The 13,547-nt window shown below is 64.3% G+C and carries 10 protein-coding genes; 8 read left to right on the forward strand and 2 right to left on the reverse strand.

The window, feature by feature from the left end; genetic code table 11:
• Positions 1-39: 39 nt before the first annotated feature.
• Both LB520_RS22525 and LB520_RS22530 read right to left on the reverse strand, forming a co-directional pair.
• Positions 40-1,287, reverse strand: coding sequence for an NAD(P)/FAD-dependent oxidoreductase (locus LB520_RS22525; RefSeq protein ID WP_224639424.1), 1,248 nt, complete (start codon positions 1,285-1,287; stop codon positions 40-42).
• Positions 1,288-1,291: 4 nt separating this feature from the next.
• Positions 1,292-2,680: a PLP-dependent aminotransferase family protein gene (locus tag LB520_RS22530; protein WP_224544944.1), complete on the reverse strand. Its 1,389-nt coding sequence runs from the start codon at positions 2,678-2,680 to the stop codon at positions 1,292-1,294.
• A 284-nt stretch (positions 2,681-2,964) separates the two neighbouring features.
• Between LB520_RS22530 and LB520_RS22535 the strand changes: the two genes are divergently transcribed.
• From LB520_RS22535 to otsB, 8 genes are all read left to right on the forward strand, one after another.
• Complete coding sequence (locus tag LB520_RS22535) at positions 2,965-4,110, forward strand: ABC transporter ATP-binding protein (RefSeq protein ID WP_224639426.1); 1,146 nt, start codon at positions 2,965-2,967, stop codon at positions 4,108-4,110.
• Positions 4,107-5,159 (forward strand): ABC transporter substrate-binding protein, encoded by a 1,053-nt coding sequence (locus tag LB520_RS22540; RefSeq protein WP_095769807.1) that lies wholly within the window; start codon positions 4,107-4,109, stop codon positions 5,157-5,159. The genes LB520_RS22535 and LB520_RS22540 overlap by 4 nt, the downstream gene beginning before the upstream one ends.
• A 9-nt stretch (positions 5,160-5,168) precedes the next feature.
• Complete coding sequence (locus tag LB520_RS22545; RefSeq protein ID WP_224544941.1) at positions 5,169-6,449, forward strand: ABC transporter permease; 1,281 nt, start codon at positions 5,169-5,171, stop codon at positions 6,447-6,449.
• 3 nt (positions 6,450-6,452) lie between these two features.
• Positions 6,453-7,265, forward strand: coding sequence for an ABC transporter permease (locus LB520_RS22550; RefSeq protein ID WP_224639429.1), 813 nt, complete (start codon positions 6,453-6,455; stop codon positions 7,263-7,265).
• Between the two features lie 78 nt (positions 7,266-7,343).
• Entirely contained in the window at positions 7,344-8,402 is a 1,059-nt protein-coding gene (locus LB520_RS22555) for a glycosyltransferase family 4 protein (RefSeq protein ID WP_224639431.1), read from the forward strand.
• 151 nt (positions 8,403-8,553) lie between these two features.
• Positions 8,554-10,716, forward strand: a complete 2,163-nt coding sequence (locus tag LB520_RS22560; RefSeq protein WP_095769803.1) for an amylo-alpha-1,6-glucosidase — start codon at positions 8,554-8,556, stop codon at positions 10,714-10,716.
• Between the two features lie 148 nt (positions 10,717-10,864).
• A complete protein-coding gene (locus tag LB520_RS22565; RefSeq protein ID WP_224639432.1) occupies positions 10,865-12,655 on the forward strand; it encodes a trehalose-6-phosphate synthase in 1,791 nt (596 codons plus the stop codon).
• Complete coding sequence (gene otsB, locus LB520_RS22570) at positions 12,652-13,485, forward strand: trehalose-phosphatase (protein ID WP_224639437.1); 834 nt, start codon at positions 12,652-12,654, stop codon at positions 13,483-13,485. The genes LB520_RS22565 and otsB overlap by 4 nt, the downstream gene beginning before the upstream one ends.
• Positions 13,486-13,547 lie beyond the last annotated feature (62 nt).

The raw sequence follows: 13,547 nt of genomic DNA on the forward strand, positions 1-13,547 counted from the left end.
CATTTCCACATATCGGAATCGATTGCCAGGCTCGGCCGTTCAGCCGAAACGCGCCGCGGAAAAATCGGCGGCCGATGGCAGGGATCGGCCGGCGATTAAGCTGGCGACCCAGCGTGCTGTCACCGGGGCCAGCGTCAGCCCCAGATGGCCATGGCCGAAGGCATAGATCACATCAGGCGATTTCGTCGAGGGTCCGATCACTGGGCGAGAGTCCGGCAGCGAGGGCCTGAAGCCCAGCCATTGTGACGAAGGCTTGCCGATGTCGGGGAAAAACTGCCGCACGCCGCGACCGAGCAGCGCCAGCCGGCGCGGATTGGGCGGCGCATTGAGCCCGCCGAGCTCGACAGTGCCGGCAACCCGGAGCCTGCCGTCCATCGGCGTCATATAGAAACCGAGATCGACCGGGCAGACCGGGCGGTTGAGCAAAGGTGCCGTGGTCGGAAACTCCAGATGGTAGCCGCGCTCGGTGTCCAGTGGGATACGGTCGCCGGCCTGGGCCGCGAGCGGGCGGGATCGCGCGCCAGCCGCAATCACCACTTTTTGCGCCGCGATGACAAGCCCTGGGCCGCTCAGCCGCACGCCGCCGGCACCCGCTGCGAGGCCGGTCACGCTCACGCGCATGAATTGAGCGCCCTTGGCGGCAGCGGCTGCCGCCAGCCGCGCCATCACCGTCCTGGGATCGCTGACATTGATCGAATCCGGGAAATAGAGGCCTTTGGCCTCGAACGCCGCGAGCCGCGGCTCCAGCGCGGCCACCTCATCGGCGGTCAGAGCCTGCTGATGGACGCCGAGTTCGGCCCGCAAAGCCCGCCCGCTTTCGGAGGCGGCAAAATCGCTGTCGCGGCGGTAGACATAGAGGCAGCCGTTTCGGCGCATCAGATCCTGAAGCCCGGCCTCCTGCACCATTTCGCGCCAGGCCGGCAGGGCTTCGGCGAGCAGGCCGGCTAGCGCCAGCGCATTGGCTCGGGTTGCCGCCGGCAGCGATTGGCGAACAAAGCGAACCAGCCATGGCGCGAGCTGGAAAAGTGCTGCCCAGCGCAGCGAGAACGGGCTGTCGGGATCGAGCAGCAGTCTCGGCAGCGCGCGCAGCACACCAGGATTACCGACCGGCATACAGGCATATTCGGCGATCGTGCCGGCATTGCCGAACGAAGCGCCCGAGCCGGGCTCGTTCGGGTCGATGACCAGAACCTCGCGTCCTTCGCCGGCAAGGCGCAAGGCCGTAGCCAGCCCGACGACGCCGGCGCCGATGATGGCGATCTCGACTGATTTCGGCGCGGAGGTCATGGCCTCAGACGAAGCCCGGCAATTGCAGATGGCCAGCGGCGAGCAGCTCGGCCATGATGGTCAGCGCCGAACGCAGGTCCTCCTGCGATCGCGCCGCGCCGACATTGATGCGCACGCCGTGCTGCACCGGCTCGCGCCCGACGGCGAAAGCGTCGCCCGGCAGCACGGCGACGCCGCGCTCCAGGCAGGTGCGGGCAAAGCCGGCGCCACGCCAGGGCTCGGGCAGGCGCAGCCAGGCATGCGTCGAGATCGGGTTGCTTTGAACGTCGAAACGGCCGAGGATTTCGCTCAAGATCGCCTGGCGCTGGCGCAACTCCTGCTTCTGGATGTCGATGATGCGGGCGGCGGCCCCTTCCTCGATCAGCCTGGCGCCGATCAACGCCGTGAGCGGGCTGATGCTCCAGCAATTGATGCGGAGCGCCGCGGCGACCTGGCCGGCGATCGGGCGCGGGGCGATGACGAAGCCGAGGCGCAGGCCGGGCGCTAGGCATTTCGACAATGCGCCGAGATGGATCGTCAGCTCCGGCTCGAGGCTGGCGAAGGAGGGCGGCGGATCGTCGGCCAATGGACGGTAGACGTCGTCCTCGATAATCAGCACGTTGTGACGGCGTGCGACGGCCGCCAATTCATGCCGGCGCTCCTCGCTCAGCGTGATCGTCGTTGGATTGTGCAGTGTCGGCACCAGAAAAACGGCACGGGGGCGGAGCTGAACGCAAGCTGCCTCGAAGGCATCCGGACGCATGCCGCCGCGATCCATCGCGACGCCACGCAGATCGAGACCATGGACGCGACACAGCGCGTTGATACCCTGATAGGTCACCTCGTCGGCAAGTATCACTTCGCCATCCCTGGTGACGGCGCCGAGCACGCAGTCGAGGCCGTGTTGGGCGCCGGCTGCGAGCACGACGCGGCCGGGATCACCATCGCCGGCGACCGATTTCAGCCAATCGGCGACCGCGACACGGCCCCAAAGCGGCCCCTCTGGCGGATGATAATCCTGCAGCGAGGCGTAGTGACGATCCTTGGAAAGGCGCGGCATCAGCGCCGCGACGGCGTCGAGATAGGCTGACGTGGGCGGCCTGTTGACGGAAAGATCGACGATGCCGCTCTGGTCGCTCGGCGCCGACACGAATCCCGGACGCTCGACAATGTCGCGGGCGGCGACCGTGGTGCCGCGCCCGGGGCGCGCCTCGAGCAAGCCTTGCTCCTGCAAGGTGGACAGTGCCCGCGTCACGGTCGTGACATTGATGCCCAATGCACGGGCGATCTCGCGTTGCGGCGGCAGCCGGTCGCCGACGGCAAGCGTGCCCGCGGCAATGCGTTCGGCGATCGCGTCGGCAAGGCGGCGATAGACCGGACTTTCATCCTCGGTGAGGCGAAGATTTTCGAGCATGAGGGATTCGAACTGCGGCTGACGTCTCACTTGTCGGGCATCTAGCATAAGACAACGATCCATACAATAGAGGTTGTACGGCACTCAATCTGATCAAAATTATCACTCAACATCGCATTTTTGCGCTTGACGGTGAAAGTTGTCCGCATCTATGGTCACTTTCAGCCTTATTGTGTGATCATACAAGCCGGACGCTTCCTGTTCAGCGGGCCGGTTCCGGGAGGACGAGGCATGGATCGCAAGCAGCAGACCGAATCGCCCCGCGGCAGCCGGGAAGGCGCGCGATGAGCGCCGGCCAGACCGTCGTGTCGGCAAGCGCCAACCAAGGCTTTGTCGAATTCGCCGACGTCGAGAAGTCCTATGACGGACGCAGCTTCGCGGTGACGCGGATGAACCTTGCCGTCGCGCGCGGTGAGTTCCTGACGCTGCTCGGCCCATCCGGCTCCGGCAAGACCACCACGCTCAATATGCTCGCCGGCTTCGAGCGACCGACGCATGGCACGATCACGCTAGAGGGCCAGCCGGTCGATCGGCTGCCGCCCTACCAGCGCAATATCGGCATGGTGTTTCAGAACTATGCGCTGTTCCCGCATATGACGGTAGAGGAGAATGTCGGCTTTCCGCTTTCCGTCCGCCAGGTGAGCAAGGCCGACATCGCGGCCCGTGTGGGCCGCGCGCTCGACATGGTGCGGCTGAAGCAATTCGGCGATCGCCGCCCGACGCAGCTTTCCGGCGGCCAGCAGCAGCGCGTGGCGCTGGCCCGCGCGCTGGTCTTTCAGCCGAACCTGGTGCTGATGGACGAGCCGCTCGGCGCGCTCGACAAGAAATTGCGCGAGCATATGCAGCTCGAAATCAAGCAGATCCACACCGTGCTCGGCGTCACCATCGTCTATGTCACGCACGACCAGAGCGAGGCGCTGACGATGTCGGACCGCGTCGCGGTGTTCAACAATGGCGGCATCGCCCAGTTGGGCTCGCCAGACGATCTCTACAACACCCCGCAAAGCTCATTCGTGGCGAGCTTCATCGGCGAGAACAACACGCTGGAAGGCGTGGTCGAACGCGTCTCGGGTGGAGAGTGCCGCGTCAGGCTGAATGGCGGCGGCGAGATCAACGCGCTGGCGGTCGGGGTGACGCAAGGCGCCGCCTGCCACGTCGCCGTCCGGCCCGAGCGGCTCAGCCTGACGGCTGCCGCCGGTGGCGGCAACGCGCTGGCGGCGACCGTCGATGGGCGCATCTATCTCGGCGATCACCTGCGCCTGCTGGCCAGGCTCGCCAACGACCAGGTGCTGACCGTCAAGGTCGGCCCCGAAGCGACGATGGCGAACGGCGAGACCGTGACGGTCTCCTGCGCGCCCAACGATTGCCGCGCCTTCCCGGCTGATGCCGGAACGGGCGGCGCCATTCCAAAACAGGGGAAAATGCAATGACACAATTGAGAACACGACTACTCTCGCTCGCGGCCGCCACGGCCTGCATGAGCATTGCCGGCGCAGCCTTCGCGGACGAATTGTCGATCATGGCGAGCGGCGGCGCCTGGCAAGATGCGCAGCGCAAGGCATGGTTCGAGCCGTTCAGCAAGGAGACCGGAGCAAAAATCCTGGAACAGGAATATCTCGGCGATCTCGGCAAGGTGAAAGCGATGGTTGAGACCGGCAATGTGCCGATCGACCTGGTGACGGTCGAGACCGCGACCGTGCTGCAGGGTTGCGACGCCGGCATCCTCGAGCGGCTCGACTATTCCAAGATCGGGCCGCGCGACAAATTCATCGAAGGCTCGGCGCTGGATTGTGGAGTCGGCCTCGATGCTTACGGCGATATCCTTGCTTATGACCCGACCGTGCTGAAGGAAGCTCCGACCTCGGTCCTCGACCTCTTCGACACGACGAAATTCCCGGGAAAGCGCGCCATGCGCAAGTTCCCGGCGCAGAACCTCGAATGGGCGCTGATGGCGGACGGCGTCGCACCCGCCGACGTCTATAAGGTGCTGGCCACGCCGGAAGGCGTTGACCGTGCGTTCAAGAAGCTCGACACAATCAAGAAGGATATCGTCTGGTGGGACGCCGGCGCGCAGCCGGCACAGCTTCTCGCTTCCAAGGAAGTGGTGATGACCACCGCCTGGAACGGCCGCATCCAGAACGCGATCGACACCGACAAGAAGCCGTTCAAGATCGTCTGGAACAACCAGATCCTCGAATACGACATGATCAGCATTCCGAAGGGCGCGCGCAATCCGGAGCTTGCCTACAAATATCTCGCGTATATCAGCAAGCCCGAGAACAACGCCAAGCTCGCAAGCTACATCACCTATGGGCCGGTGCGCACCGACGCGGCTTCCTTCGTCGCACCCGACGCGCTGCCGAAGCTACCCAATGCTCCCGATCATCTCGCCGGCGCCTATCTCGTCGCCGACACCGAGTTCTGGGGCGACTATGGCGAGGACCTTGTCAAGCGCTTCAACGCCTGGCTTGCTCAGTAGGAAGGCGGGATGTCGGCGTTCCAGCCCAGCGAAATCGACCGGCCGACGCTGGCCCGCGACCGGTCAGCCGCCGACGCGGATCTGAAATCCGTGTCGGCAGCGCTCCGCCGCGCCGAACTCGGCGACCGGATGCGCTCGTTGCTTCTGGCAGCGCCGCTGCTCGTCCTTCTGGCCTTAAGTTTCGGTATTCCGATCGTGCTGCTTTTGTCCCGCGCCGTCTATGACCCGACCATCGCGGACGCACTGCCCAAGACGACCGCGGCCCTGGCCGGCTGGAACGGCCAGGGCCTTCCCGGCGACGACGCCTTCGCCGCGTTGGCGGCGGACCTCAAGAAAAACCAGGCCAAGGGCACGGCCTATGAACTGGCCAAGAGCCTGAACGCGCGGCTGCCTGGGGCCCGTAGCCAGGTGTTGAAGACGGTGCGCAAGCTCGAAAGCGCCGATGGCCAGGCCGCGCTCGACGCCATGAAATCGGTGCCGTTCTGGTCGGCGCCATCGACCTGGCCGGCGATCCGGAGCGGCACAAGCAGCCTCACCTCGTTCTACCTGCTCAGCGCGCTCGACCTGCGCTGGAACGCCGATGGCGGCATCGAGCGGGAGCCGCCCGAGCAGGCGATCTTCATCCAGGTGTTCCTGCGCACCTTCTTCGTCGCGGCGTCGGTGACGTTAGCAACGTTGATCCTCGGCTTTCCGCTCGCCTATCTCATCGCCAACGTGCCGAAGGGGCTAGCCGCCATCCTGATCGTCGCGGTGCTGTTGCCGTTCTGGACATCGATCCTGGTGCGTACCGCGGCCTGGACGGTGCTTTTGCAGAAGTTCGGCCTGGTTAATGATTTCCTGCTCCTGATCGGCGTCACCAGCGACCGGCTAGACCTGATGTACAGCCGCGTCGGCCTGATCATCGCCATGACGCATATCCAGCTGCCGTTCACGTTGCTGCCGATCTACAGCGTCATGCGCACCATTCCGGCCTCGCAGATGAAGGCCGCCTACTCGCTGGGCGCCAGGCCTTTCACCGCCTTCCGTCGCGTCTATATCCCACAGGTGTTCCCTGGCGTAATGGCCGGTTGCATGCTCACCTTCATCCTGTGCCTGGGCTACTACATCACGCCGGCGCTGATAGGCGGGGCAAGCGACCAGTTGATCAGCAATTTCATTGCCAACTACGTCAATGTCGAACTGAACTGGGAGATGGCGGCGGCGCTGTCCTTCATCCTGCTCGTCTTCACCTTGGCGCTGTTCGGCATTTTTGCCCGCGTCCTCGGCCTCGACCGCCTGAAGCTGGTGTAGCCCATGCTGCTCTCTCCCTATCCCACAACAGGCGAACGCATCCGCATCACGCTGCTGTGGATTTGGTGCGGGCTGGTCATCCTGTTCCTGTTGGTGCCGATCCTCATCCCGGTGCCGCTCTCCTTCAACAGCGGCGCCTTCTTCATCTTCCCGCTGGAGGGCATCTCGATGCGCTGGTACGAGGTCGTGCTCGGCACCCAGCGCTGGCAGTCGGCGATCGGCAATAGCCTGATCATCGCCCTCGGCACGACGGTGATCGCGACGACGCTCGGGACACTAACGGCGATCGCGCTTTCCGACGAGAAGTTTCCGGGTCGGCGCATTATCATGCCGCTGCTTCTTTCGCCGCTGATCGTGCCGGTGGTGATCACAGCCGTCGGTTCCTATCTATTCTACGCCCGCGTTGGGCTCGCCAGCACTTATGCCGGCATCATCCTGGCGCATACCGCCTTGGCCAGCCCCTTCGTGGTGGTGACGGTAGGCGCTAGCCTGACCGGCTTCGACCGCAACCTGATGCGAGCCGCGGCGATCTCCGGCGCCAAACCCCTGACGTCGTTCTTCCGCGTCATGCTGCCGCTGATTCTGCCCGGCGTGCTTTCGGGCGCGGCCTTCGCCTTCGTCACCTCCTTCGACGAAGTGGTCGTCGTGCAGTTCCTGGCCAGCGCCAGCCAGCGCACCATGCCGCTCGAGATGTTCATCGGTCTGCGCGAAAAACTCTCGCCCGCCATCACTGCCGCGGCGACCCTAATGATGGCGCTATCCATCCTGCTTTTGCTGGTGGCGAACATTTTGGCACGGCGCAGCCGTAAGTCCTGAGGCTAACCCGCGACCAATTGGGCAGGAACGATCTCGCGGCTGACGCATTTTGCCTCGCGTCAACAGCTGAGGGACCAGATGCGCATAGCCCATGTCGCGCCGCTTTATGAATCCGTGCCGCCGAAACTTTACGGCGGCACGGAACGGATCGTCTTCTACATCACCGAGGCACTCGTCGAGCTCGGGCATGACGTCACGCTGTTCGCGAGCGGTGACAGCGAGACATCGGCGCGACTGGTGCCAGGCCGCGACCAGGCGATACGCCTCGACCCGCGGCCGAAGAAATCGGAAATCGCCGCGCATCTGGCGATGCTCGCCGATGTGCGCGAACGCGCCGGCGAATTCGACGTCATTCATTTCCATCTCAGCCATTTCCTGCATTTTCCGTTCTTCGAGCAGATCGCGGGTCGCACGGTGACGACGCCGCATGGCAGGCTCGACTATGTCGACCTGGCGCCGGCCTACAAGCGTTTCCCGCGTTTCCCGATGATCTCGATCTCGCACAGCCAGAAGCGCGGCTTGCCGGATGCGAACTGGCTGGCCACGATCCATCACGGACTGCCGCTCGATGCCTACCGGCCGACCTATGAACCACATGGGGAAGAGCCGTATCTCGCTTTCCTCGGCCGCCTGTCGCGCGACAAGCGGCCGGACCGCGCCATCGAGATCGCGCGCCGGTCCGGGTTGAAGCTGAAGCTGGCGGCCAAGATCGGCGACGACGACCGCGCCTATTTCCGCGATAATATCGAGGCGCTCATCGATGGCGACCGCATCGACTATGTCGGCGAGATCACGGAAGACGAGAAGGCCGAATTCCTGGGCAACGCGGCGGGCCTGCTGTTCCCGATCGACTGGCCGGAACCGTTCGGCCTCGTCGCGATCGAGGCCATGGCTTGCGGCACACCGGTGATCGCCTGGGACAACGGCGCCCTGCCGGAGATCGTCGACAATGGCGTCACCGGCTTCGTCGTCGACAATGTCGACGATGCGGTCGCATCGATGCCCGCGCTTCTCGAACTCGACCGGTGGCAGGTGAGGGCGGTCTTCGAGAAAAGGTTCTCGGCGACAAGAATGGCGCGCGACTACCTTTCTGCCTATATGCGTCTGACCGGCATGCCGGAGGCCAGGGCCTCCTGACCGACTGCCCAGAGTCGGATGATTTCAGGTCTGTTCGACCTGAAATCTGAATCCGGCTCCAAATCAAAGAGATAGAGCATGATGTCGTCCGAAAACCGCCTCACACTTTTCGGCATCATGCTCTAGGGTGGGGCAACCGAAGAGGTGACGAATGACGGAGCTCGACGAGCGCAAGCTCGATCCTGCCGTGGCCCTTTCCTCGCTCGACGAGACGGCGCCGCGAGAACCGCACCGGCTTTTTGCCCTCAAGCAGGGCGACTGCTTCGCCGTCGCCGACGCCTATGGCGACATCAGGGGTTCGGGCGACGGGTTCTTCCGCGACGACACGCGCGTGCTGTCCGAATTCCGGCTGACCATCGGCGGCAGGCCGATGTCGCTGCTCGGTGCATCGCTCAGCCAGGACAATGTGCTGTTCACGTCCAACCTGACCAACCTGCCTATTCAAAGCGCTGCCGGCCGCGATATGCCGCAGGGCGCGATCCATATCGAGCGCGTCAGGCTGATCTGGCAGGACAGGCTGTTCGAGCGCATCACGCTTTCCAACTACAGCCGCGAGCATTCCACCATAACCGCGTCGCTGCATTTCGCCGCCGACTTTCGCGACATGTTCGAGGTGCGCGGCTCGACCCGGGTGAAGCGGGGCACCACGCATATCGCCAAGACCGACAAGACCACGGTCCTGCTCGGCTATGACGGCCTGGACGGCTTGCCGCGACTTTCGGCAATCTCCTTTTCGCAGGCGCCAGACCAGTTGAGCGACAATCGCGCCGATTTCCTCATCGCCGTGACCAAGCGCAGCCGAAAGGTGCTTTATGTCGAGGTCGGCCCCGCGATCGCCGACCCGCCCGATCGCGACCGCTTCCGCGCCGCGGCGGCGCGCGCGCGGTTCGGCATGCGCGCCAAGCGCAGGCACGGCGCCACGGTGCACAGCTCGGGGCGCGTGTTCAACGATTGGGTCGAGCGCGCCCGCGCCGACGTGGCGCTGCTTACCACCGAGCTTCCGACCGGCCCCTATCCCTATGCCGGCATCCCATGGTTTTCGACCGCATTCGGGCGCGACGGCGTGATCTCAAGCCTGCAGATGCTTTGGCTCAATCCCGGCCTGGCGCGCGGGGTGCTTGCTTTTCTGGCCGAGCACCAGGCGACCGAAACGTCGCCCTTTTCGGATTCGCAGCCCGGCAAGATCATGCATGAGACGCGCAAGGGCGAGATGGCGGCGCTGCGCGAGCTTCCTTTCGGCCGCTATTACGGAGGCGTCGACACCACGCCGCTCTATATCCATCTGGCTTCCGCCTATGCCGACCGCACCGGCGACATGGCCTTCATCGACAAGCTTTGGCCTTCGCTGAAAGCCGCTGCCGACTGGACGGAGGAGGCGAGCCGCGCCACCGGTTTCGTCACCTACCAGCGCGCCGCCGAGTCCGGCCTCGCCAACCAGGGGTGGAAGGACAGCTTCGATTCGGTCTTTCACGCCGATGGGCGCATCCCAAAGGGACCGATCGCGCTGGTCGAGGTGCAGGGCTATGTCTTTGCCGCCTTCCGCGGCATGGCGGCGCTTGCACGCCGCCGCGGCGAATTCGCCGACGCCGAGCACTGGGAGGGCCGCGCCGAGGAAATGCGGATCGCCGTGGAACGCGATTTCTGGCTGGACGACCTGAATTTCTACGCCTTGGCCATCGATGGCGAGGGCCAGCCCTGCAAGGTTCGAACGACAAATGCCGGGCACCTGCTTTTTGTCGGGCTGCCGCAGCCCGACCGCGCCAAGCTGGTCGCCGAGCAGCTGCTGTCGGCTGCCTTCCATTCCGGCTGGGGGCTGCGGACGCTCGCCGACGATGCGGTGTTCTTCAACCCGATGTCCTACCACAACGGCTCGATTTGGCCGCACGACACTGCGCTTTGCGGCGTGGGCCTCGCCCGCTACGGCGAACGCGACAGCGTTGTGCGGCTGATGAGCGGCACTTTCGAATCGGCCGTTCATTTCAATATGCGGCTGCCCGAATTGTTCTGCGGTTTCGCCCGGGCGCCGGGCGAAGCGCCGATCGCCTATCCGGTGGCCTGCCTGCCGCAAGCCTGGTCGGCAGGCTCAACCTTCATGCTGATGCAGGCCTGTCTGGGCCTGGAAATCGATGGCTGGAAAGGCGAATTGCATGTCACGCGCCCGAGGCTGCCGATCGGTATCGACACCCTGATGCTCCGGCATCTGAGTGTCGGAGACAAGGTCGTCGATGTGACCTTCCAACGGGTCGGCGACCGTGTCGCCGCCTTCCTTTCCGATCGTCATGAAGGCCAGGTGCCACTTATCGTGCGGACTTAGAAGAAGGCGTCGCAAGCCCGCGTTCAACAACCGAAAAATGTCGGAACCCATGGCCGGCTTGTGCGTTGCACAGGTGGACCGGTCTGCCGTCCGCAGCCGGCAAGAACGAAAATAATGAGCGGACAGCCGGAGGCAGCCTGGCATTTCAATGACACAATACAGCGTTCTGTTACTGGTCCTTATTCTCGCAAGCCTTGGACTTTCCGCATTCGCGATTTTCATTTCGATATCCCGGTACCGTCGCAATCACCCGAGGATTTCGGCTGTGGCAGGCCCCGGCGACGACTTCGCCACAGAGGCCGCGCGCAAGGTGCTGCGCGAATTCGAAAAGAACGGGCAGTCGGTCGACGCGGCCCTGGTCACATGGTCGCCGGAGACGTTGCGAAAGATCCTCGCTGACGAGTTGCCGGATGCGCAGGTCATCATCGTCTCCAATCGCGAGCCTTATATCCACAACGAAACCAGGAACGGCGACGTCGAGCTTGTCGTGCCGGCGAGCGGACTGGTCTCAGCGCTGGAACCGATCACGCGCGCTTGCGCCGGCACCTGGATCGCCTATGGCGGCGGCAGTGCCGACCGGACGGTGGTGGACAGGAACGACCGCGTGCAAGTGCCGCCCGGCAATCCTTCCTACACGCTGCGCCGCGTCTGGCTGAGCGACGACGAATATCAGGGCTATTATCTTGGCTTCGCCAATGAGGGCCTGTGGCCGCTCTGCCATATTGCGTTCACGCGCCCGATCTTCCGCGAATCCGACTGGGAGGCCTATGAGGCCGTCAACCGCAAATTCGCCGAGACGGTGGTTGCCGAAGCGCGAAACGAGCGGCCGATCGTGCTGGTCCAGGACTATCACTTCGCGCTTCTGCCGCGCATGATCCGCGAGCGCCTGCCGGAGGCGATCGTCATCACCTTCTGGCACATACCGTGGCCGAACTCGGAAGTGTTCAGCATCTGCCCGTGGCGCGAGCGCATCCTCGACGGCCTGCTCGGCAGCTCGATCGTGGGCTTCCACACCCAGTTCCACGCCAACAACTTCACCGAAAGCGTCGACCGTTTCATGGAAAGCCGGATCGAGCGGGCCGACGCGGCCATTTCCTATGGCGGCCAGGTGACGCTCGTGCATTCCTATCCGATCTCGATCGAGTGGCCGGTCGAGCTGCTGAAAAAGCTTCCGAGCGTCGAGGAGTGCCGGGCGCGCGTGCGCAAGCGGTTCAGAATTCCAGCTGGCGCCAAGCTTTGCGTCGGCGTCGAACGGCTCGACTACACCAAAGGCATCCTCGATCGCTTCCATGCGCTTGAGGAACTGTTCATCCGTCATCCAGAAACGATCGGCAACGTCGTATTCCTGCAGATCGCTGCACCAAGCCGGGGCACGCTGCCTGCCTACAAGCAGCTTCACGAAGAATGCCTGCGCTATGCCGACGAGCTCAACCAGCGCTACGGCAGCAAATCCTATCAGCCGGTCGTCATGGTGGCCGAGCACCATTCGCAAGCCGCGGTCTATGAGCTTTATCGCGCCGCCGACATCTGCCTCGTGACCAGCCTGCATGACGGCATGAATCTCGTTGCCAAGGAGTTCGTAGCGTCGCGCGACGACGAGCAGGGCGTGCTGCTGCTCAGCACCTTCGCGGGCGCCTCGCGCGAATTGCTGGAGGCGCTGATCGTCAATCCGTACGACGCGGCGATGATGAGCGAGGCGATGCTGCAGGCGATGACCATGGGGCCGGACGAGCAGCACGAGCGCATGCGGCGCATGCGCGACATCGTGCGCGACAACAATGTCTATCGCTGGGCCGGCAGCATGCTGCTCGACGCAGCGCGGCTCAGGAAGCGCGGCGACCTCGACCGGGTCACGGCCCTATACGACCGACCGGCAAGTCCCACCGGCGACAATGTCGTTTCCATGTTCGAACGCAAACAGGCAGTCGGATTCCGATGAATAGTCAGGCAGACCTTACCCCGCCGCTTCCCGAAGGCCGGTGGGCGCTTTTCCTCGACATCGACGGCACCTTGCTGGAGCACGCGGCGCATCCCGACAGCGTGTCGGTCAGCGCCGAGCTGCGGCAATTGCTGCAGACGATTGAACGGCGGCTGGACGGAGCGCTCGCCTTCATCACCGGCCGCTCGATCGCGGCCGTAGACCATCTGTTCAATCCCTTGAAGCTCAGGATCGCCGGCCTCTATGGGTTGGAACACAGGCTTGCGCCGGATGGCCGGATCGAGGTCGCCGACGAGCCGGCGGACATGGCGGCGCTCGCCGACGAGATCGAACTGGAGCTGGCAAGCAAGGCCGTCTATGTCGAGCGCAAGGGACCTGTGCTCGCCATCCATACGAGAGCAGCGCCCCAGCTTCTGGCACGGGCGACGGAATTGGTCGAGGCAGCGCTTGAGCGCCTGCCGAAAGGTTACCGTGTCATCGCCGGCAATGCCGGCGTCGAGCTGATGCCGCTCGAGGCCGCCAAGGGCGCCGCAATCCGGCGCTTCATGCAGACGGGTCCGTTCAGCGGCAGGCGTCCTGTGTTCCTTGGCGACGACACGTCCGACGAGAACGGCTTCGAAACGGTCAATGCCGCCGGGGGAATTTCGATCCGGGTCAAGCCGCAGGGCGAGACCACCGCGCGCTTCGCCATCGAGGATGTTGCGAGCGCCATTGCCTGGCTCGAGGCCAATTTCGGAGGGCCGGCCGCACCAACGGTGAGCCGCAACCTCGTCGCTAAATCGGCAAAGGTGCTCCACAGCTGCTGCTGCAGGCCCGGATCATGGCGATGATCCCGTCCTTGTCGGTCTTCTTCGACTCGCGCACGCTCGCCCGGGCGTTCAACTTTGATCGG

It is taken from the genome of Mesorhizobium sp. CA12, assembly GCF_020165255.1.
Lineage (GTDB): Bacteria > Pseudomonadota > Alphaproteobacteria > Rhizobiales > Rhizobiaceae > Mesorhizobium.

What these genes read in the sequence shown, in the direction of transcription:
- LB520_RS22525 (WP_224639424.1), bottom strand. Translation starts at nt 1,287, where the DNA reads ATGACCTCCGCGCCGAAATCAGTCGAGATCGCCATCATCGGCGCCGGC.
- LB520_RS22530 (WP_224544944.1), bottom strand. Translation starts at nt 2,680, where the DNA reads ATGCTCGAAAATCTTCGCCTCACCGAGGATGAAAGTCCGGTCTATCGC.
- LB520_RS22535 (WP_224639426.1), top strand. Translation starts at nt 2,965, where the DNA reads ATGAGCGCCGGCCAGACCGTCGTGTCGGCAAGCGCCAACCAAGGCTTT.
- LB520_RS22540 (WP_095769807.1), top strand. Translation starts at nt 4,107, where the DNA reads ATGACACAATTGAGAACACGACTACTCTCGCTCGCGGCCGCCACGGCC.
- LB520_RS22545 (WP_224544941.1), top strand. Translation starts at nt 5,169, where the DNA reads ATGTCGGCGTTCCAGCCCAGCGAAATCGACCGGCCGACGCTGGCCCGC.
- LB520_RS22550 (WP_224639429.1), top strand. Translation starts at nt 6,453, where the DNA reads ATGCTGCTCTCTCCCTATCCCACAACAGGCGAACGCATCCGCATCACG.
- LB520_RS22555 (WP_224639431.1), top strand. Translation starts at nt 7,344, where the DNA reads ATGCGCATAGCCCATGTCGCGCCGCTTTATGAATCCGTGCCGCCGAAA.
- LB520_RS22560 (WP_095769803.1), top strand. Translation starts at nt 8,554, where the DNA reads ATGACGGAGCTCGACGAGCGCAAGCTCGATCCTGCCGTGGCCCTTTCC.
- LB520_RS22565 (WP_224639432.1), top strand. Translation starts at nt 10,865, where the DNA reads ATGACACAATACAGCGTTCTGTTACTGGTCCTTATTCTCGCAAGCCTT.
- otsB (WP_224639437.1), top strand. Translation starts at nt 12,652, where the DNA reads ATGAATAGTCAGGCAGACCTTACCCCGCCGCTTCCCGAAGGCCGGTGG.